The organism is Pedobacter hiemivivus, assembly GCF_005144565.1.
Lineage (GTDB): Bacteria > Bacteroidota > Bacteroidia > Sphingobacteriales > Sphingobacteriaceae > Pedobacter > Pedobacter hiemivivus.
Window position 1 is genome coordinate 689,820 of record NZ_SWDX01000002.1, and the last position, 21,091, is coordinate 710,910.

16 protein-coding genes are annotated in these 21,091 nt (G+C 40.5%); 15 read left to right on the forward strand and 1 reads right to left on the reverse strand.

All coding sequences use genetic code 11. The features are described 5' to 3' along the window. Positions 1-66: 66 nt before the first annotated feature. The 9 genes from FBD94_RS06385 to FBD94_RS06425 all read left to right on the forward strand — a co-directional run bounded on the left by FBD94_RS06385 (position 67) and on the right by FBD94_RS06425 (position 13,584). Positions 67-1,074, forward strand: a complete 1,008-nt coding sequence (locus FBD94_RS06385) for an LLM class flavin-dependent oxidoreductase (RefSeq protein ID WP_136879520.1) — start codon at positions 67-69, stop codon at positions 1,072-1,074. A 203-nt stretch (positions 1,075-1,277) separates the two neighbouring features. Continuing rightward, positions 1,278-1,844 carry an RNA polymerase sigma factor gene (locus FBD94_RS06390; RefSeq protein WP_131611600.1) on the forward strand — a complete coding sequence of 189 codons (567 nt, stop codon included), beginning with the start codon at positions 1,278-1,280 and terminating at the stop codon, positions 1,842-1,844. Positions 1,845-1,907: 63 nt separating this feature from the next. Beyond that, positions 1,908-3,077 carry a FecR family protein gene (locus tag FBD94_RS06395; protein WP_235884389.1) on the forward strand — a complete coding sequence of 390 codons (1,170 nt, stop codon included), beginning with the start codon at positions 1,908-1,910 and terminating at the stop codon, positions 3,075-3,077. A gap of 344 nt (positions 3,078-3,421) precedes the next feature. Next, complete coding sequence (locus FBD94_RS06400; protein WP_169472231.1) at positions 3,422-6,859, forward strand: TonB-dependent receptor; 3,438 nt, start codon at positions 3,422-3,424, stop codon at positions 6,857-6,859. Positions 6,860-6,867: 8 nt separating this feature from the next. After that, positions 6,868-8,571 carry a RagB/SusD family nutrient uptake outer membrane protein gene (locus tag FBD94_RS06405; RefSeq protein ID WP_136879522.1) on the forward strand — a complete coding sequence of 568 codons (1,704 nt, stop codon included), beginning with the start codon at positions 6,868-6,870 and terminating at the stop codon, positions 8,569-8,571. A 25-nt stretch (positions 8,572-8,596) separates the two neighbouring features. After that, positions 8,597-10,279: a DUF5018 domain-containing protein gene (locus FBD94_RS06410; protein ID WP_169472232.1), complete on the forward strand. Its 1,683-nt coding sequence runs from the start codon at positions 8,597-8,599 to the stop codon at positions 10,277-10,279. A gap of 78 nt (positions 10,280-10,357) precedes the next feature. Next, positions 10,358-11,761 (forward strand): family 10 glycosylhydrolase, encoded by a 1,404-nt coding sequence (locus tag FBD94_RS06415; protein WP_136879524.1) that lies wholly within the window; start codon positions 10,358-10,360, stop codon positions 11,759-11,761. 106 nt (positions 11,762-11,867) lie between these two features. After that, a complete protein-coding gene (locus tag FBD94_RS06420) occupies positions 11,868-12,473 on the forward strand; it encodes a phosphatase PAP2 family protein (RefSeq protein WP_136879525.1) in 606 nt (201 codons plus the stop codon). Positions 12,474-12,537: 64 nt separating this feature from the next. Beyond that, entirely contained in the window at positions 12,538-13,584 is a 1,047-nt protein-coding gene (locus FBD94_RS06425) for an NAD(P)-dependent alcohol dehydrogenase (RefSeq protein WP_136879526.1), read from the forward strand. Here FBD94_RS06425 and FBD94_RS06430 read toward each other — a convergent pair. After that, positions 13,581-14,174: a 2OG-Fe(II) oxygenase gene (locus FBD94_RS06430; RefSeq protein WP_136879527.1), complete on the reverse strand. Its 594-nt coding sequence runs from the start codon at positions 14,172-14,174 to the stop codon at positions 13,581-13,583. The two genes, FBD94_RS06425 and FBD94_RS06430, sit on opposite strands and share 4 nt — an antisense overlap. Before the next feature lie 84 nt (positions 14,175-14,258). On the opposite strand from FBD94_RS06430, the gene FBD94_RS06435 reads away from it, so the two are divergent. The 6 genes from FBD94_RS06435 to FBD94_RS06460 all read left to right on the forward strand — a co-directional run bounded on the left by FBD94_RS06435 (position 14,259) and on the right by FBD94_RS06460 (position 20,897). Then, positions 14,259-15,602 carry a deoxyguanosinetriphosphate triphosphohydrolase gene (locus FBD94_RS06435; RefSeq protein ID WP_136879528.1) on the forward strand — a complete coding sequence of 448 codons (1,344 nt, stop codon included), beginning with the start codon at positions 14,259-14,261 and terminating at the stop codon, positions 15,600-15,602. 103 nt (positions 15,603-15,705) lie between these two features. Further along, positions 15,706-17,160: an aminoacyl-histidine dipeptidase gene (locus FBD94_RS06440; protein WP_136879529.1), complete on the forward strand. Its 1,455-nt coding sequence runs from the start codon at positions 15,706-15,708 to the stop codon at positions 17,158-17,160. Positions 17,161-17,216: 56 nt separating this feature from the next. After that, a complete protein-coding gene (gene epsC, locus FBD94_RS06445; protein ID WP_136879530.1) occupies positions 17,217-18,029 on the forward strand; it encodes a serine O-acetyltransferase EpsC in 813 nt (270 codons plus the stop codon). A gap of 2 nt (positions 18,030-18,031) precedes the next feature. Continuing rightward, positions 18,032-18,904, forward strand: a complete 873-nt coding sequence (cysM, locus tag FBD94_RS06450) for a cysteine synthase CysM (RefSeq protein WP_136879531.1) — start codon at positions 18,032-18,034, stop codon at positions 18,902-18,904. A gap of 27 nt (positions 18,905-18,931) precedes the next feature. Further along, positions 18,932-20,185, forward strand: coding sequence for a murein hydrolase activator EnvC family protein (locus tag FBD94_RS06455; RefSeq protein ID WP_131611626.1), 1,254 nt, complete (start codon positions 18,932-18,934; stop codon positions 20,183-20,185). A 34-nt stretch (positions 20,186-20,219) separates the two neighbouring features. After that, positions 20,220-20,897, forward strand: coding sequence for a pseudouridine synthase (locus FBD94_RS06460; protein ID WP_131611628.1), 678 nt, complete (start codon positions 20,220-20,222; stop codon positions 20,895-20,897). Positions 20,898-21,091: the final 194 nt, after the last annotated feature.

The following is a 21,091-nucleotide window of genomic DNA, read 5'->3' on the forward strand; positions in this document are numbered from 1 at the left end:
GGTTTAAAGTCATATCGGTTCAGACATAGGAAAAATAATATCCCTGGAATGTAGTTTTGCATTACGATGAAAACACTGCTCAAAAACATACCATATTCTGTGCTTGATCTTGCAACAGTTATAGAAGGAAAAACACCTGCCGATACTTTTAGAAACAGTTTAGACCTGGCACAACATGTGGAAGGTTGGGGCTATAACCGTTACTGGCTAGCCGAGCATCACAATATGATCAGTGTAGCCAGTTCTGCTACAGCTGTAGTGATCGGACACATTGCTGGCGGAACAAAAACCATCAGAGTAGGCTCTGGCGGGATCATGTTGCCAAATCACTCACCCTTAATCATTGCCGAGCAATTTGGAACATTGGCATCTTTGTATCCGGGACGTATTGATTTGGGATTAGGGAGGGCACCAGGTACCGATCAGGTTACTGCAGCAGCGATAAGAGGCGACTTGCGTTTTCAGGCCGCGCAGGATTTCCCAAGAGAAGTCATCAAGCTACAAACCTATTTATCTGCCGAGAACAGCACTAGTCACGTAAGGGCAATCCCTGGCGAAGGGCTGGATATTCCAATATGGATTTTAGGTTCGAGTACCGATAGCGCACGTTTGGCAGCTGCCATGGGCTTACCATATGCCTTTGCCAGCCACTTTGCCCCGGCACAATTTATGGCCGCCATAAATATATACAGACAAAATTTTAAACCATCAGCGCACCTTAGTGAGCCCTATGTGTTGGCTTGTGTAAACGTAGTTGCAGCAGATACTGATGCAGAAGCGAACCGACTGGTTACTTCGCTTTATCAGCTATTTCTGGGAATAGTTACCGGAAAGCGCAAACTATTACAACCACCCGTAGATGATATGAATGACGTGTGGGATGTGTATGAAGAAGAGCAGGCCAATCAAATGCTAGCCTGTACATTTGTTGGAAGTAAGGAAACGCTTAAGACAGATCTTCAACAGTTTTTAGACCAAACGGGCGTTGATGAGTTAATGGTTACCTCACATATTTTTGATCATCAGGCAAGGTTAAAGTCATACGAGCTTTTAGCAGAAGTGTTTAAAGGCTAGTTATTTCGTTTAAGATTTCTATATACAGGAGTAAAAATACCGCTTAAATAAAGAAACCCTTAGAATCATTGGTTCAATGTAATAGTTATTTGAAAATAATTATTTAATATTGGCTTAATCTTAATAAAATATATTTAAAACTTGGTTTTAAGTTTAGATTAAGAGAGAAATTTTAACCAAATGACATCTGGGTTGCTTAGTTTATGGTGCTGTATATAGAACTTTCTGATACCGAATTAGTAGACTTATTGAAGTCTGGAAACAGAGCTGCGTTTACTGAAATCTTTAATCGATATCAGTCCTTACTTTATATTTTTGCCTATAAGAAGATCGGTGATAGGGAGGAGGCCAAGGATCTTATTCATGAACTTTTCTTAACCTTTTGGGAGAAACGCGAGCTATTAAACATTTCTTGTAGCCTGCCTGCTTATCTATTTACGGTCCTTAAAAACCGGGTATTTGATTTGTATAAACACAAAAAAGTATCCCAACGCTATCTTGAAACCTTTCAAACATATCTGGATACAGAACAGAATGCGACCGATTATTTGGTACGTCATAATGAATTGTCCTGCCTTATTGAAAAAGAAATAGCCAGCTTACCGTATAAAATGCGTGAAGTATTCGAGCTGAGCCGAAAAACCAACCTTTCTCGTAAGGAAATTGCCACCGAGCTTAACCTATCCGAACAAACCGTTAAAAGTCACATGCACCATGCGCTTAAAATATTAAAAACTAAGTTGGGACCAATGGTGATACTGGTTTTATAGTTTTTTCATTTTTTATTTAACCCCTGTGTTTAGGCAAATCGTTATGTATTAAAATAGCATGAAATGATGCAGCATAAGGACGCAGAAAGTTTAATTAAAAAATATCAATCTGGATTGTGTAGTCCGGAAGAGCAAGCGATTGTAGAGAACTGGCTTACCTTTGGTGAGGCGAGGAAATTTGATTTAACAGCGCAGGAGCTTGATGAAGATTTAACAGACTTGCAAGGTAGGGTAGCTCGTATCAACATTGCAAAGCGGATCAGCTTATGGCCGCGTATTGCGGTGGCTGCTGCCATACTATTGACTTTAAGTATTGGGCTTTACTTTTATCCTAAGCTTAAAAAGAACAATGATACACCCCTAATTGCTGCGGATAAAGATATTGCCGGCGGAAAGAATAAAGCCATTTTAACATTGGCTAATGGCGCTAAGATCTCAATTACTGATGCCCTGAATGGTGAATTGGCAAAAGAATCTGGAGTTGTTATCTCTAAGACTTCGAACGGACAGCTGGTTTATAAGGTGACCGACAAAACGGCTGCTTCGGGAGGCAATGCGAAGCGGTACAATACCATCGAAACACCAAGAGGTGGACATTATGAGGTTGTATTGCCTGATGGAACCAAAGTTTGGTTAAATGCATTATCCTCGATTAAATTCTCAGAAAGATTTACAAATGTTCCAGAACGTCGGGTTGAACTTGAAGGTGAAGCTTATTTTGAGGTGGCTAAAGATAAAAAACACCCATTTATTGTAAGGACGGATAAGCAGGAGATTGAAGTACTGGGTACACATTTTAACATCAATAGCTATGCTGATGAACACAAATCGGTAACCACCTTATTGGAAGGCTCTGTTAAAGTTGCACCTGTGGGGATTGAAAAAGGGAAAGCAGACCTGGTACTCCATAGCCTTTCAAGAGTCATTAGCCCTGGTCAACAGGCAAGCTCGGTATACCATGATATCAAGGTGGAAGTTGCTGATTTGGACTTGGTGATGGACTGGAAAAATGGTGATTTTATATTTAAGAAAGAAAGCCTTGCAGGGATCATGAGAAGGGTATCTCGTTGGTATGATGTAACGGTTGAATACGATAAAGAAATAGATCTGAATCAGACTTTTAGTGGTTCGGTTTCCAGATCTAAGAATATTTCTGAAGTACTAAAGATTATGCAATCAGCCGGTCAGCTCAAGTTCGATATAGTGGGAAAAAAGGTTGTGGTAACCAAATAAACAAGATTAAAACTTAACCAAACAAGATGAAAAAAAACTACAAAAACAGTACTTAAACCGTCATCATGGTCAAATTAAAATTACCGGAAGTGCTGAAACACCCCGGTAATTTTTAATGCTGATCCATTAAACCCCAAAGATTTGGGCATTGTGTAACCAATTATTTAATGAATGATATGAAGTGTTTCCCCTTGTAAAGTAAGCACTGCATATACTTAAACAGAACCAAATGTATGAAATTTTACATTAAAAGCCTATGTCGGCCGCCGGCATGTGCAGCCACCTTTTTGTGGATGATGAAGCCGCTACAGCGGATCGATCCAACAATTAAAAGACAGATTATTATGAGGGTTAAACTAATTGTAGTCCTGCTAACCACCACAATTTTACACCTGAGTGCCAGCACTTATAGTCAAAGTGTAACGTTGAGGTATAGCAATGCTACCTTGGTAAATGTATTTAAAGAGATCAGGATGCAAACTGGTTATGATTTCTTTTATAGCGATAAGCTAATGAGCGATGCAAAGCCGGTTAATTTAAACCTGAGCAATGTAAGTCTGGACAAAGCATTAATGATTTGCTTTAAGGATCAGCCCTTGAGTTACAGGATAGAAAATAAAACCGTTATTGTAAAAGAGAAAGAGATCTCCATCGTGGACAAGGTGCTGGGCTACTTTTCAGTCGCTGATGTACGTGGGCGGGTATTGGATGAGCAAGGATTGCCATTGATCGGTGTCAGCGTAAAAGTGAAAGGAAGTGCTTTAGGGGTGAGTACCAATGCCAATGGTGAATTTAGCCTTAAACTTCCCAAAGGCGATGAAACGTTGGTGTTTAGCTATATCGGTTATCAAAGCAAAGAAGTCGCTGTAAATAACAGTCCCGTCATCAATGTTACGCTATTAGAGGCCAACAAAGGCTTAGATGAGGTGATTGTAGTAGGATTTGGTACGCAAAAGAAGAGAAATGTGATTGGTGCTGTAGCGCAGATCAACAGTGAAGATTTGAAGCAGATGCCGACCATGAACATTACCAATATGCTATCGGGGAGGTTGCCTGGGATTACTACCTTACAACAATCTGGACGTCCGGGTGCAGATGATGCCACGCTTAGGATCAGGGGAACTTCATCTTATCAGGGCAGTCAGGGACCAATTGCCATCGTTGATGGGGTTGAACGTCCGTTTGCCCAGTTAGATCCAAATGAAATTGAAAGTATCTCGATACTTAAAGATGCGGTAGCACTATCTGTTTACGGTTTACAGGCCGCAAACGGGATTATATTGGTGACTACCAAAAGAGGGAAGGCACAACAGCCAAGCATCAGCTATGATGGTGCGGTGATGGTAAACTCGAACACACGTTTCCCTAAGTTTTTAGATGGCCCGGATTATATGGAATGGTTTTCTAAAGCGGAAGAAATGGATAATGAGTACCGGATCAATACAGATCAGGACCCTAACCCTTTAACCTATAATAAATCACAAATTAATGCCCTCAGGAATGGGACAAATACCAATCCATTGCTAGGAAATACAGATTGGATAGGTGAATTTTTGGGCAAATCCAGTACTTCTCAAAGTCATGGGGTAACGGTTAGGGGTGGAACAGATAGGATCAAATACTTCTCTAATATAGGTTACCTGGATCAGGATGGCGTAGTGGCAAATACGGGTTTTAAGCGGTTTAACCTGCGGACCAATTTAGATGCTAAGTTGAATGAGATCCTATCTGTTTCATTTGATATCAATGCCAGGATGCAAAAGACAAATACACCTGGGATATCTCCAGACAACGCATCTTACATGAATCCATTTTATCAAGCCGTAAGGACTTTGCCAAATATGCCAATGTTTGCGCCTAATGGATTGCCAACCGCTTACAACAGTAATGCTGGTTATGTAAATCCCATAGCATCGGTATTGCAGTCGGGTTATCAACGTGCGGAAACGAACGTATTTCAAAGTACTTTAATTTTTAATGTAAAGGTTCCTTGGGTAAATGGCCTGACGGGTAAAGTGCAAACCTCATTTGATAAGAGTGCAACGGAGAACAAAGGTTGGACTACACCATACAAGTTAATGGGCAAGGGTAGAACGCAAACTACCGGCGATTATACACTGATTGCCAATCCTCCTGGAATCACCGTTAATACACTTCGTCAGAGTTATGTTCAAAATAACAGATTGACTTTTCAACCCAGCTTAAATTATGCTAAAACATTTGGCGATCACACCATTAATGTTTTGACGCTTTATGAATGGTCTAAGTATAACAACAACCTGTTTTCTGCTGCCGCCAGAAATTTTGCCTTAAGCGAGTTACAAGATATTGATTTTGGGAGTACGGCTGCTGCTGATGTGATTAGTCCAACAGGCTCTAGTGGCGCAACAGCAAGACATGGCTATGTAGGAAGGGTAAATTATTCCTATAAAAACAAATACTTGTTTGAAGCAGCCCTTCGTGCTGATGCTTCTATTAACTTTCCTGAAGAAGGACGTTGGGGATATTTCCCGGGAGCGGGCGTAGGCTGGATAGCCAGTGAGGAAAAATTCTTTGAACCCTTAAAAAGTACCGTTAATTTCTTTAAAATCAAGGCTTCGATGGGGATTTTGGGTAAAGAAGAAACCCTAAGTACTTTTGCTTATTTGCCTACTTTTAGTTTTACAGATAATCCAGTAGCGGTTATTGGAGGAGCAAGTGTTTCTGCTTTATATACCGGGGCACCACCAAATAAGGACCTTACCTGGGAAAAACATCGGGTAACCAATGTGGGTTTTGAAGCTGAATTGTGGAATGGCAAATTAGGTGTAGATTTTGATTACTTCTATAAAGTGGTAACTGATATTTTAACCACCCGGTCTGGGCTTTATCCAGCCTCAGTAGGGGGTAATTTTCCTTCAACATTTAATGATGGAATTACGGACAACAGGGGGTTTGATCTACAAATCAGGCACCGCAATAAGATTGGTAAATTTAGCTACGGCGTTACCGGTAATTTTAACTGGGCAAGGAATAAAGTTATTTTAATAAACGAAGTTCAAAGTTTGCCATCATGGCAAAAAAGAACCGGCAGACCAATAGGTGAAAAACTGGGTTTTGTGGTTGATGGATTTTACAACAATTGGGAGGAAGCCAGAAACGGTTCTTCGCCGAGCAGTGGGATCATCGCCCCGGGATATTTCAAGTTTAAAGATTTAAATGGCGATGGAAGGGTTACCCGCGATGCGGATATGACCTTCGTGGGCCGAAGTAATATGCCAGAAATTATGTACGGTTTAAACATTGATGCCGCTTATGCTGGTTTTGATTTCTCTATGTTATTTCAGGGGGCAGCCTTATCCAGTATTGCCTTAGCCGGTGTGTATGAGGGATCATCAGGTACATCTGGTGTGGAAGACAATACACCATTTACCAAAAGCTTTTATGGGTATGGTAACTCTCCATATTATTTAGTGGAACAGGCCTGGAGACCTGATAACCAGAATGCCAGTTATCCAAGGTTAACCTCTGGTGGTGTCGCACTTTCACCGCACAATGCAAACGCCAATTCTGGTTTTATAAAAAACAATGATTACATCAGGTTGAAATCTATTCAGGTTGGTTACACGCTACCTAAGAGCTTGTTTAAATCTAAAATAGAGAAAATGCGCTTTTATGTTTCCGGATTTAACCTGTTTACATGGGATAAACTGAAATATCTGGACCCAGAGATGCCTAACGTAAATAATGGATTTTATCCTCAGCAGAAGATGATTTCCGGCGGAGTTAACCTAATATTTTAATTAGAGCTATGAAAGCATATTTAAAAACATTAAAAAAATCATTCCTCATCGCAGGTGCAATTCTTGCCATGAGCGGGTGTAAAATAGATATTGATCCATTAGATAAATATACTGATGTAGCTGTTTACCAGAATCCAGTAAACATCCGTCTTTACATTATAGGGATGTATGCTGAGTTTGGAACCTTTAAATTCGGTACTTTTCCTATCGGTTACGACAATGCCACTGATGCATTAACGGATATCATGAAATATTCATCGGGTGTTTCTGGTAATGGAACGGTTAATATCCTGGCTTCAGATGCTTCGAGAGTGAGTGCAGCCGGGCCGATGTTAAATTATTGGACGAACGGGTATATTAGAATCCGTCGTTTAAATGAGTTTCTGGAGGGATTGGATACCAAAGCACAGGGGCTTGATGAAGCCACTAAACTGAAGTTTCAGGCCGAAGCACGTTTTATCAGGGGCTATGTTTATTTCTGGTTGGTGAAATTGCATGGCAGTGTGATATTGCTGGATAAATTGACCAGTGAAAAAGACAAGCAGCGTTCTAGTGAAGATGATTGCTGGAATTTTATAGCCGCAGATTTCGCCTTTGCAGCAGAATACCTTCCTAAAACATGGGATAGTGCAAATACGGGCCGGGTGACAAAGGGTGCAGCTTATGGAATGTTGGCCAGAACATGGTTGTATGCAGCATCTATTGCAGAGTACGACCAAAAGCAGTTTAACAGTGATCCATTAACTGGTGTGCCGACTGCAAAAGCCATTCCTTATTATACCAATGCATCTAAAGCGGCGGACGAAGTGAAGAAACTGGCTGGGGAAGGTTTATACGACCTTGAAGCAAATTTCGCTTCTATTTTTACTAATAAAAACACCAAGGAAGCTATCTTTAAAATCGATTTTATTCGCCCACAATTTACCCATCAATATGATCTGGGTTTTGCTCCGCCAAAGGATGCACCTGGGCAAGTGTTGGTTTATGGTGTGCCCACTGCAGAATTGGTAAACGAATTTGAAATGAGTGACGGTTCAACCTTTTCATGGTCGAACCCTGCAATGGCTGCCAATCCTTATGTAAATAGGGAACAACGATTTAATGCGACTATACTGTTTAACGGGTCTAGCTGGAAAGGGCGTACGATAAATACAACGCCAGCCGATGCTGTGGAAGGAATTACAGAATATGGTGCATCTACCGACCCTAAAAAAACAGTGAGTGGTTATTATGCCAAGAAGTTTCTGGATCCATTGAATACCGAGATCGTAGTGAATAAAAGTGATCAAAGCTGGATGGAACTGCGTTATGCAGAGGTGTTGTTGATTGATGCAGAAGCGAAATCTAAGATCAATGACATAGCTGGTGCAAAAACATCATTAAATACCCTGAGAAACAAAAGAGGTTTGCCAAATACACCTTCTCAAACCCCTGCAGAGTTAATGCGGGCTGTAGAGCATGAGCGTAAAGTGGAGCTGGCATTTGAGGGCCACCGGTATTGGGACCTTAGAAGATGGAGGAAAGCACACATCGTGCTAAACAATGTAAAGTTTACCGGTCATAAGGGTTCACCAAACGGAGCATCATTTACCTATACTACGGTTTCTGTAGACAATACAAATCGTCAGTTTACGCCAGCGCTATATTACATTCCAATTCCGCTAGATGAGATTTTAAGGAACAATGCAATTACCCAGATTAAGGGATGGTAGTATTTTTTATAATATTAAACTTTTAATGATGAAGAGATTATCATTGGTTTTTATAGTTACAGCACTGGCAGGTCTGGTGTTTAACTCCTGTAAAAAGGCAGAAAAGGTGGTTCCTAATACCAAGAACGACCTGATCGATATTTACGGTACTATTGAAGGAATGGGGAGCAGTCGCTTGTTTGAACCTATTTATAGTGCCAATAAGGATAGCATCTACTTTGAGATGCCGTATTATTATCCTGTTAATTCAGATAATGAAGTAGACCTTAGCAAAATTATCCTGAGGTCTAATGTTCCCTCAGATGCAATAGTAACACCAGCATTGGGTGTTATTCAGGATGTATCGAAACCCTTTAAAATAAACATTACTTCAGGATCGGGCGAGGTCAGGTCATTTGTAGTCGTATCTAAAAAGGTAGGCGATGTATCCATTACCAAAGCAAAAGTGCTGTATCAAGCCGGTGCTTCAACACAAGAAATAGAGGCGGTAATTAAAGGCGACGAGGTGTTATTTTATATCTTGCCTGGGGTAGATCTATCTGCCGCAACGTTAAATCTGGAGATCAACAGTCACTCTACCAGTTCTATCGCAAGTGGAGCGAGTGTCAACTTGTCGCAGAATTTGCCATTAACCATTACTGGTGTTGACGGGAAGAAAAAGACTTATACCCTAAAAGCTGCGGAGCCAGTTAAATTGGATTATGGTGTAGGTATCAATAGAAGGCTATGGAGTAAGACTGCTGCCGAACTAGGTTTTACAACGAACAATGAGTCGGCATTGGCGGTATCTGGTGATTATCTGATTACGGTTGTTCGTACAAATCCAGCAAGTTATAGAGTGTTTAACAGGCATACGGGGGCGTATATTAAAAATATGGCATTACCATTTAGCGCATTGGCCATGCAAATTGTAAATGACTCGGAAGGCAATTTGATAGGTACCACCTTTGCAGGTAAAAATGCAAAGTTTATGGTTTACAAATGGGCTAATGTTGATGCTACCCCTGTAAAAATCATAGATTGGACTAACAATAATCCTGCTGCAATAACCGGTGACGGTGGAGTAGGGCGACGACTGAATATCTATGGAAATGTAGAGAGTAATGCAGTGATTATGAGCACCGGCGGTCAGTCTTCGATCATTTACAAATGGAGAATCGTAAATGGGGTGCTGGTTAACAATACCCCTGAGGTGATTACTTATAAATCAGTTACAGGTGGGGCGGCCAGCTTTATGGGCTTCCAGGCAGATGCACAACCTGTCTCTACAGACGCAAATACTGACTATTTTATCAATTACCAATTTGAGATCGGTTTGGTAAATGGGGTTACACATGAGCGAAGTGTAGGTTTTGCCAATGAGGTGGCCGTATTTGGTATATTCCATTTTGCTACAGATTATATCATATTTAATAATGCTAAATATCTTGCTGTTCAGAAGTTTGTAAAAACGACTAGCTATAACAACGCTATACTTGGCTTGTATGATGTAACGGAGAGCTCGAAGATCAATCTATCTGCTGCTGATCCAAGGTACCGCAGTTTTAACATTTACAACTCTGAAGAGTTTTTGGGGGCTACCGTAAATGCCAACGGGACTGGTGATGTGTGTTTCGGGCTTTCGCCAGATAAAGAACGCTTGCAATTGTATATGCTACTTACCAATGGCGGTATAATTGCACACGAGTTTACAAAATACGCTCCTTAATGCTATGAATACCCTGCAGCTTATCGCTTTGGTTAGTCGGTAAGCTGCTAATTATGATGAACTTAAAAACTAAATCTGATGAAGAAGATTGTTTATAAAATATTTGCATGGTCTGCAGTTTTGATGGTGGGGTTTACCGCCTGTAAAAAAACAAATGTTGCAAAAAATACATTGCCAGATGAAACTGAAAACATCTTGCCCGATACCATGCGCCGCAACGAGGCCATTGCATGGGTAGATGCACGTTCCAATGTTTTTGGTACTTATGGTCGGTTTAGTGATACTGCCATGATCCGAAGAACGCTGGATACGCTTAAAGACGTCGGCGTAACTGGTCTGGTACTAGATGTAAAAGGATCAAACGGATATACCATGTATCCAAGTAATTATGCTCCCCAGCTGACCAGTATGGATGGCAAAACTTTTACCCCGGGAGTGGATTATGTTGGCTTTATGATTGCTGAAGCAAAGAAGAGGAAATTTAAGATCTATGCTTCGATTGTAACCTTTGTAGAGGGATCTGCGGGGAAAGGTAAAGTATATGAAGATGCGGTATGGAGAGACCAATACCAGTCTATCGTATGTGATGAAACCGGAAAACGTGTGCCTATCGTATCTACAGGTAAAAACGGTTTTGTAAACCCGGCGATCCCGGCAGTGCAGGAGCGTGCGCTTAACATCGTCAAGGAAATCGTAGCTAAGTATGATATTGATGGTTTACTGCTTGATTATGCACGTTACACAGATATTAATGCTGATTTTTCTGATTACAGTAAAAATGATTTTATCAAATTTTTGGAAGCGAAATACGATGACAGTCAGGCGAAGCGTATGGATTTTCCGGTAGATATTGTTAAAAGCTGGAAAATAGTGAGTGGGGTAGTGACACCAAATGTGACCGGGAAGTACTATAAGCGTTGGTTGTTATATCGTGCTACCGTAATTCATGACTTTTTTGTAAAGGCTAAAGCCGCAGTTAAGAGTGTGAAGCCGAATATGAAGTTTGGTGTTTATGTAGGCGCATGGTATACCACTTATTACTCGGTAGGGGTAAACTGGGCAAGTCAGGACTACGATCCTTTTAATGACAATGAGTTGCGTTTTGATTGGTCTTATCCGGATTACAATAAAACCGGATATGGAGAGCAATTGGATTTGATTATGACAGGTAATTATTTTACCCAGTTGATGTTGGCTGATAACCCGGCAACGGCAGGCTTAGCCTATCATTGGTGGAGTGTGGAAGGCTCTTTAAAAGGCGGTAAATACATTACCCGCAATAAAATGCCACTTTATGGGAGTATTGATATGGGGAATGTGGACTGGCCTAGTCAGCAAGCCATTGCCAATACCATCAAATACATTCGGGCAAATGCATCTGGTGGGGTGATGCTGTTTGATGTGGTGCATGTATACGCTCCACAGTACAATAGATTAAAGCAACCGCTCTGGGAAGCACTTAGACAAGGTTTAAAGAAATAATGCGTTAGGTTTGGATAGGGGCGGCTCCCACCCGTCCCGTCCTTTATTCATCTAAATGTAGATTTGTTATTAAATCTTAGTAATTTGCCGCTAAGCGTTTTTAACTATGAAAAGCCTTTACTTTAGAAATTTACTACTATTCGTATTTGTCTTCCCGGTAATGCTACCGCTCCAATTACAGGCGCAAAGTGGATTACAGCAATTCGATGATCAAGTATTGATCAACCTGTCGGAAACTAGAACTCCTGAAAAAACGGGCGTTTTCCTTTTTATATCTAATCACAACGATTGGGTAAATGTTGGTGTTCCTGTGGGCCTACTTGCAGCAGGGGTAATCAATGATAATAAATCCATGCGGCAAAATGCATTATATGTAGCCAGCAGTTCGGCTGTAAATGCACTCTTTACCATGCTGATTAAAAAAATAGTAAAGCGGCCAAGACCTTTTTTAGCCAATGTGAAGATTAAAGCGGTATATCAGCCTTCACAATATTCATTTCCATCAGGACATACTTCTACGGCTTTTACCACAGCAACGGCACTTTCTCAGGCTTACCCCAAATGGTATGTCATAGCGCCATCTTTTTTATGGGCAAGCTCTGTCGGCTTTTCCCGCTTGTATTTAGGGGTGCATTATCCTACAGATGTAGCGGCTGGTGCAGTACTTGGTGCTGCCTCCGCGTTCTCGCTGCGCTCATTACGCGGAGAATAATCTGTTAAAAAGCTACAACAATTATCATCTTATTTTGTTATCATTTCTCCTAATCATAAAAAACATGAATTCAGTAAAATCGTATGCGGCTAAAAGCGCAGATAAACCACTAGAGCCTTTCCAGATCGATCGTCGTGAACCTCAAGTAGATGATGTAGAAATTAAGATATTGTATTGCGGAGTATGCCACTCTGATATTCATACCGCACGTAATGAATGGGGTGGGACTATGTATCCAATTGTTCCTGGACATGAAATTGTAGGTAAGGTAACCCGTGTCGGGTCAGATGTAAGCCGGTTTAAAGTTGGTGATACCGTAGGTGTTGGCTGCTTTGTAGATTCATGCGGTCATTGTGGCAATTGCAAGGAACACAATGAGCAATATTGTGAGAATGGGGTTTCTCAAACTTATAACTCCCTTTTACAAGATAAGAAAACCATCACTTATGGCGGCTATTCAACACATATCGTAGTCACCCAGAAATTCGTTTTAAACATTTCTGATAAATTGCCATTAGAAAAAGTAGCCCCATTGTTATGTGCAGGAATTACCACTTACTCTCCTCTAAAACATTGGAATGTAAAAGCAGGAGATAAGGTTGCCGTAGTTGGTTTGGGCGGATTGGGCCACATGGCTGTGAAGATTGCAGCATCAATGGGGGCAGATGTAACTGTATTGAGTCGTTCTAAGGACAAAGAGAAGGATGCAGCGAAATTAGGTGCGCATCATTTTGAGCTGACCACAGATCCAGACAATATGAAAAGAATGGGTAGCAGCTTCAATTTTATTATTGACACTGTTTCTGCAGAACATGATTACAATCAATACCTGGCTTTATTAAAAACGAATGGGGTAATGGTGTTATTGGGAGCGCCACCAAAACCATCTGAGGTTTCTGCATTTCAATTGATTGGTGGTCGTCGTAGCCTGGTTGGTTCTCTTGTTGGTGGCATTAAAGAAACTCAGGAAATGCTGGATTACTGTGCCGAACATAACATTACTTCGGATATTGAGCTGATCAATATCGACCAGATCAACGAAGCTTATGAGCGCACGTTAGCCGGGGATGTACATTATCGCTTCGTAATTGATATGGCATCTCTAAACTAATTGATTTTTAACCAGCCGGTAATGCTCATTCTTGACTTATTGGTCATCAATACCTCATGTTCCAGTTCGCTGCTTTTAAAGAAAACGCTTTTCCCGCTTACTGGTGAGATATTTTGCAAATGATTAAGATGGTGGATACAGAGTTCTCCGCCATCTTCTTCTATCCAGTCCTCATTCAAATACATGATCATAGAATACTGCCTTACCTCGTTATTGCGAAATTGATCTACATGTTTTTTATAAAAAGCGCCCTTTTCGTATAAGGTATAATGAAACTCATAACCTGTAATCCCAGTGTAACAGGTACGGTTTAGATGGCTTATAAAAGTATCCATCAAATTAAAAAAGCTATTCTCATGAATATTGTTGTGCTCGCGATCCAGCCAATATATCTTATCGCTGCGGTACATTTTATCGTGCACCACAACAGTGTCATTGCCGGTACCTGCAGAAAGCATCATTTTGTCATTAAACAAGCTTTTCAGGTTGTTGATCAGGTGCTTTGACAAATCTTTACTTAAAAAGTTTTCTGCAATACCTACTTTGTTTTCTATAAAGCTGTCAATAAGCTGGTCAAAGATCTTTTCCAATGGAATATTTAAGCGGGTAAGGTAGCATTAAATACTTACCTTCGCGTTTATTTAACAATAAAGCATTAAAAGGAAATTAAATATATGGTTTGGGAAAAGTTATTGTCGTCTAAACGCTGGGGAAATGAAGATCGATTTATTGGCAACCAGAAAGAATCAAGGTCAGAATTTCAGCGCGATTACGACAGAATTATCTTTTCTTCACCCTTTAGAAGACTGCAGAATAAAACGCAGGTTTTTCCTTTACCAGGTAGTGTTTTTGTACACAATAGATTAACGCATAGTTTAGAAGTCGCCAGTGTAGGCCGCTCGCTGGGCACCATCTTTTATAATAAGATGAAAGATCAGAAGCCTTTAATTGATGATACCTGTCCTTTGCTTTGTGAGGTGGGTAACATCATTGCATCAGCTTGTTTAGCGCATGATTTGGGTAATCCAGCCTTCGGGCATTCTGGTGAAGCAGCCATTTCTCATTACTTTACCGACGGTGATGGTAAGATTTACAAAGATCAGGTGTCAGCTGAGCAGTGGGAAGACCTGATTCATTTTGAAGGTAACGCAAATGCTTTGCGCATTTTAACCCATCCCTTTGCGGGAAAGGGCACAGGCGGCTTTGCACTTACCTATGCAACATTGGCTTCCATTGCGAAATATCCTTGCGCGTCGGTAGCTGGACACAATAAACAGCATATTTTTACTAAAAAGTATGGTTTCTTCCAATCAGAGCAAAGCGGTTTTGAGAAAATCGCTGTCGAAATGGATTTGATAAAAGTACAGGAATCTCCTTTGATCTATAAAAGACACCCTTTGGTATATTTGGTAGAGGCTGCAGATGATATTTGCTACAACATCATCGACCTTGAGGATGCACATCGTTTAAAAATCCTTTCGTACAAAGAGGTGGAAACGTTATTGTTGCCTTTGTGTAGAGACGAAAAGATGCCTGCCCGATTGGCAGAAATGGAAGACGACGATGCTAAAATCACCTTGATGCGGGCAAAATCTATTAGCACATTGATCGGTTTATGTTCTGAAGTATTCTTTAATCAGCAGCAAACTATTTTGGATGGTGACTTTAACCAAAGTTTAATGGATGCCATTGAAGAGCCATTTCTTTCTGTAATGAAAGAGATCGAAAAAGTCTCCATTAAAAAGATTTACAACTATTCATCTGTAGTGCAAATTGAGGTGGCGGGCTATCAGGTGATGGGTGGTTTATTAGAAGAGTTTATTCCGGCCTACATTTTAAACGAATCAAAATATCATAAGAAATTAGTTGAACTGATCCCTAAACAGTTTTTAACGCAGCAGACAGATCCTTATACTAAAATTCAAAGCGTGTTGGATTTCGTATCTGGTATGACTGATATTTACGCAGTAGAGTTATTTAGAAAGATTAAGGGTATATCATTTCCATCGATGAGTTAACACACTGTTCTTTTTTGCCATATAAATAACATGTTTAGTTGTGATTAAATCTTAAATTCATTTAACTTTCTAGCTTTGTTTAAATACAGGTATAATTAGAGCGATGAAAGTAGGAAATTTAGAACCACAGGCACTTTGGAGTAATTTTGTAGCATTGAATGCCATTCCCCGGGCTTCAAAAGCAGAGGAGCGTGTCATAGAATTTATGGTATCTTTTGGTAATCAGCTGGGCTTGGAAACCAGCAGAGATCATGTAGGCAATGTGGTGATTAAAAAACCGGCAACCGCAGATATGGAGGGCAAACAAACTGTGATTCTTCAATCGCATTTGGATATGGTTCACCAGAAAAATAGCGATAGCGACTTTGATTTTGAAACAGAGGGCATCGATATGTATGTAGATGAGGACTGGGTAAAAGCAAGAGGAACTACTTTGGGTGCTGATAATGGGATAGGCGTAGCTACCATTATGGCTATTTTGGCTGCGGATGATCTTGTTCACCCCGCTTTGGAGGCCTTGTTTACTATTGATGAAGAAACAGGTATGACTGGTGCGAAACAGCTTGATCCGACCAATTTATCTGGGACTATCTTATTAAATCTGGATACAGAAGAAGACGATGAGTTAACCATTGGTTGTGCCGGTGGAATAGATACGACAACGGTATATAGATATAAACACCGTTCTGTTGCTCAGGATAGTATCGCTTTTAAAGTTTCAATTAAAGGATTACTGGGTGGACATTCGGGTATGGATATTCACAAAGGAAGAGCAAATGCCAATAAGCTAATGAATCGCTTGCTATATAATGGCAACAAGGTATTAGATCTGCAACTGAGCACCTTTGTAGGTGGTAGTTTAAGAAATGCTATTCCACGTGAAGCCAATGCTGTTGTAGCTGTTGCAAGCAATCAGAAAGCGGCATTTCTTTCTTTTATTGCTGATTTCTCTGAACTTATAAAGGCCGAATATCAATCTATCGAGCCAGCTTTAAACATCAGTGCCGCAGAAACTGAAGTTCCAGTAGAAGTTTTAGATAAGCAAGATTACCATAAGATCATCAATGCTTTATATGCAGTGCCAAATGGAGTTTTTAGGATGAGTCCTGATATTCCTGATCTGGTAGAAGCCTCTTCTAATCTGGCGAAAATTATCATTAAAGACGGTGAGTTTATTACCCAATCCTTGCAGCGCAGCAGCGTAGAAAGCACTAAAGAAGATGTAGCGATAGCGGTAGGTGCGGCGTTGGAGAATATGGGAAGTACAGTAACCACTAGCGGAGATTATCCAGGCTGGAAACCTGATGCGGATTCGGAGATTCTTTCCTTAATGACTAAGCTTTATAAAGTGAGTTTTAATGCCGAACCGAATGTAAATGCTTGTCACGCTGGTTTAGAGTGTGGTATATTGGGTGCACATTTGCCAGGCATGGATATGATTTCTTTTGGGCCAACCATACATGGAGCGCATTCTCCAGATGAGCGGGTACAGATCTCATCGGTTAACAAGTTCTGGCACTTTCTTTTAGATGTACTGGAAGAAATACCGGCTCGTTAAATAACTATTAATTTCATTTCTTTGTAAGATTAAATTAACGCTTTAACCACCATACAATGAACGAGGAATTTTACCTTCACATTTTTAATAAACAGAACAGGATTGAGCCAGTGCCTTCTAATCAGGAGATTGCAGACTGGGCTATAAACCTGATGAATTTGTTATATCCGGAGCGTTTAACCACGCCCGATTATTCAATTAACGAAATCAAACGCTTGTTTTTTAAACAAGAAAAGGAGTTAGTCAGGCTGTTAAATGCGACTAAAGCATGCGAGGACTTTAACAATGAAGGAATCGTTACCGCCTTTTTTGAGGGGCTTCCGGAGTTGTATAGAAAGATGAATACGGATATCGCTGCTATTTTAAGTGGAGATCCGGCCGCAAAGAACGAATTTGAGATCATACGTAGCTATCCAGGCTTTCTAGCCATAGCACTATATAGAATTGCACATGTTTTGTTAAATGCCCATGTGCCACTGGTACCAAGAATATTAACAGAATATGGTCATTCTCTTACCGGGATAGATATCCATCCCGGAGCTTTGATAGGTGAGTATCTATACATCGATCATGGAACAGGATTGGTAATTGGTGAAACAACTGTGATAGGTAACTATGTTAAATTGTATCAAGGAGTAACTTTAGGGGCTTTGAGCGTTGAAAAATACATGGCCGACACCAAAAGACACCCTACAATTCAAGATCATGTAATTATTTACTCGGGAGCAACAATACTGGGCGGAGAAACTGTAGTAGGGGCCAACTCTATTATTGGCGGAAACGTATGGCTAACTAAAAGTGTTCCTGCCGGATCAACAGTATACAACCAATCGTCCATAAAAGTTATAGAAACAAAAGACACCAAATAAAAATGGGAAACATTGTAGAATTTATAGGGAATACCCCTTTGGTAGAGATCACTAAGTTAAATCCGAACCCAAATGTGAAGCTATATGCAAAGCTGGAAGGCAACAATCCGGGTGGAAGTGTAAAAGATAGAGCTGCTTTAAATATGATCAGAAGCGCGATGGAGCGTGGAGAAATTAAAAAGGGAACCCGATTAATCGAAGCAACCAGTGGAAATACTGGTATTGCATTGGCGATGATCGCCGGTATTTATGGTCTCGAGATTGAATTGGTGATGCCTGCAAGCTCTACCAGAGAACGGACTTTGACGATGGAAGCATTTGGTGCCAAAGTTACCTTATTAGAATCTATAGAAGTTTGTCGTGATTATGCTGAAGAACAGCGTGATAAGAACGGATATTTTTTACTAGATCAATTCGCAAATCCAGATAATTACCTGGCGCATTATAAAACTACAGGTCCCGAAATATGGCGGGATACGCAACAGCAAATTACTCATTTTGTGAGCTCTATGGGGACTACTGGTAGCATCATGGGTAACTCTATGTTTTTAAAAGAACAAAATCCTGCGATACAGATCGTGGGTTGCCAGCCTACAGAAGAATCTTCAATTCCTGGTATCCGTCGTTGGCCAGCTGCGTATTTACCTAAAATATATGATGCAAGCAGAGTAGATCGTGTTATGGATGTTTCGCAACAGGTGGCAACAGAGAAAGCTCGTGAGTTGGCAAAAGTGGAAGGTATATTTGCTGGAATGAGCAGTGGCGGGGCTTTAGCTTGTGCTTTAGAGCTTTGTGAAGAGCTGGAATCTGGTCTGATTGTGTTCATTGCATGTGATAGAGGCGACAGATATTTGAGCAGCAATTTGTTTGGATAGCCTGAATGTGCTATTTTTGATTACACAATGAAGCTACAGAGATTATTTTTATTATTCCTTTTTATATCCGTTGCCACTGCCAGTTTTGCCCAAACCAGTTCTGAACTGAAGCGGAACAAGGAGGCTATCCAGCGTGAAATTGATTTGTTACAGCGAAATCTTAATCAGACTTCGAGTAGTAAGCGGTTGACTATGGGGCAGATCAGGGCCATCAACAGCAAAATTAGGCTGATGCAGAATAAAATTGCTGTTATCAACTCTGAAGTGAAGAATCTGGACAATCAAATCCACGAAAACACCAATGAGGTACATACTTTAAAAAGCCAACTGGGGCAGTTAAAGAATGAATACGCCGGAATGGTACGTTTTGCTCAGAGAAACAAGAATGCATACGATAAAATGATGTTTATTTTCGCTTCTGAGAGCTTTAATCAAGCTTATAAGCGGATTAAGTATTTCCAGCAATTTGGTCAATACCGTAAAAAACAAGCCGACTACATACAGGGAACTCAGAAGAAAATTGAGTATAAGATTGTGGTATTGGATAAGAATCTAAAAGCGAAGAGTAATTTGCTGACAGAGCAAGAACATGAAAAAGTAAAGCTAGGCAAGAATAAAACTGAACAAGCCCAGATGCTGAATCAATTCAGTAGACAGGAAAAGCAGTTTAGACAAGATATTGCTGTGCAGAAACGCAAGCAGGCAGAAATTGACCGCGCAATTAGAAATGCGATTCAACGTGAAATAGAATTGGCTCGTAAAAAAGCAGAAGAGGAAGAGCGTTTGGCTGCGCAGAAGGCGATTGCAGAAGGCAGACCTGTACCGGTGACCAAAGAAAAAACTACTAGTAATTATTTAACGGCTTCGCCAGAGTCGGCCAAGCTCTCTGCAGGCTTCGAAAATAATAGGGGTCGTTTACCTTGGCCTGTGGGTCAGTATTCGATTGTAGAGCGTTTTGGTAACCATACGGAAGGACAAGCACATTACACCAATGATGGGATTAATATTCTTACAGAGCAAGGAGCAGCCGTTAAAGCTGTATTTGAGGGGGATGTATTGTTTGTAAGGGAGCTGTATGGCACTTATATCGTGGCCATACGTCATGGTGATTATTTTACCATTTATCAAAACTTAAAAACTGTTAATGTTGCTAAAGGTAATAAAGTGGAAACAAAACAAACATTAGGGATTGTTGCTTCGAAGGAAGATGGGCCAATATTGCATTTTGAAATTATGAGGGGCCAAACGAAATTGAATCCTGAAGCCTGGATCGCAAAATAGGAGGAAAAGCCTTACCTTCGTGGCAAAAAAATAAATGCTTGAAATTGTATACCAGGACGACCATTTAATTGCGATCAATAAACCTCATGGATTGCTTGTACACCGGTCATCAATTGCCAGTGATGCCAAAGAATTTGCCTTACAGCTATTAAGAGACCAGGTTGGCCGACACGTTAGCCCGGTACATAGACTAGATAGAAAAACAGGAGGCTTACTTTTGTTTGCCTTCGATAAAGATGTAGAGATCGCCATGCATCAACAATTTAAAAATGGGGAGGTGATCAAGAAGTACCTGGCCATACTCCGTGGCTATGCCCCAGATCAATTAGATATCGATTATCCGCTTGTTAAAGAGAACGGCGCAATTCAGGAAGCCTTTACCTCATTTGTTACTTTAAAACGCGCTGAAATTGATGTGGCCTTAGGAAAACACCCAACTTCCCGCTATTCTCTGGTAGAGGCAACACCTACTACAGGTCGTATGCACCAGTTGCGTAAACATTTTGCGCATATCTTTTACCCTATTATAGGAGATAGGAAGCATGGTTGTAATAAACAGAATAAATTTTTTAAAGAGCAATGGGAGATGACCACCATGTTACTCCATGCTTCTGAGTTGAGCTTTAAACATCCGGTAAGCGGACTGCAAATTGATTTGAAAGCTCCGGTTCAATCCGAGTTTTTAAGGATGATGGAGCTGATGAAATGGTGAAAGTTTTGCACACTCTTCGGAGTTATCAACAGGAGGTTTGTTAGGAGTGATTTCTATTCTTTTGCAGTAGAGCGAGTTATAAAAAAGGTCAGATTTTATAACTTAATGTTAGTAAAATTTATCATCTTCGCACTCCCAAAACGACTGGTCTTTCCATCGTTTTATTATTATAAACCACAAAATATTAAAGAAAA

What these genes read in the sequence shown, in the direction of transcription:
- FBD94_RS06385 (WP_136879520.1), top strand. Translation starts at nt 67, where the DNA reads ATGAAAACACTGCTCAAAAACATACCATATTCTGTGCTTGATCTTGCA.
- FBD94_RS06390 (WP_131611600.1), top strand. Translation starts at nt 1,278, where the DNA reads ATGGTGCTGTATATAGAACTTTCTGATACCGAATTAGTAGACTTATTG.
- FBD94_RS06395 (WP_235884389.1), top strand. Translation starts at nt 1,908, where the DNA reads ATGATGCAGCATAAGGACGCAGAAAGTTTAATTAAAAAATATCAATCT.
- FBD94_RS06400 (WP_169472231.1), top strand. Translation starts at nt 3,422, where the DNA reads ATGAGGGTTAAACTAATTGTAGTCCTGCTAACCACCACAATTTTACAC.
- FBD94_RS06405 (WP_136879522.1), top strand. Translation starts at nt 6,868, where the DNA reads ATGAAAGCATATTTAAAAACATTAAAAAAATCATTCCTCATCGCAGGT.
- FBD94_RS06410 (WP_169472232.1), top strand. Translation starts at nt 8,597, where the DNA reads ATGATGAAGAGATTATCATTGGTTTTTATAGTTACAGCACTGGCAGGT.
- FBD94_RS06415 (WP_136879524.1), top strand. Translation starts at nt 10,358, where the DNA reads ATGAAGAAGATTGTTTATAAAATATTTGCATGGTCTGCAGTTTTGATG.
- FBD94_RS06420 (WP_136879525.1), top strand. Translation starts at nt 11,868, where the DNA reads ATGAAAAGCCTTTACTTTAGAAATTTACTACTATTCGTATTTGTCTTC.
- FBD94_RS06425 (WP_136879526.1), top strand. Translation starts at nt 12,538, where the DNA reads ATGAATTCAGTAAAATCGTATGCGGCTAAAAGCGCAGATAAACCACTA.
- FBD94_RS06435 (WP_136879528.1), top strand. Translation starts at nt 14,259, where the DNA reads ATGGTTTGGGAAAAGTTATTGTCGTCTAAACGCTGGGGAAATGAAGAT.
- FBD94_RS06440 (WP_136879529.1), top strand. Translation starts at nt 15,706, where the DNA reads ATGAAAGTAGGAAATTTAGAACCACAGGCACTTTGGAGTAATTTTGTA.
- epsC (WP_136879530.1), top strand. Translation starts at nt 17,217, where the DNA reads ATGAACGAGGAATTTTACCTTCACATTTTTAATAAACAGAACAGGATT.
- cysM (WP_136879531.1), top strand. Translation starts at nt 18,032, where the DNA reads ATGGGAAACATTGTAGAATTTATAGGGAATACCCCTTTGGTAGAGATC.
- FBD94_RS06455 (WP_131611626.1), top strand. Translation starts at nt 18,932, where the DNA reads ATGAAGCTACAGAGATTATTTTTATTATTCCTTTTTATATCCGTTGCC.
- FBD94_RS06460 (WP_131611628.1), top strand. Translation starts at nt 20,220, where the DNA reads ATGCTTGAAATTGTATACCAGGACGACCATTTAATTGCGATCAATAAA.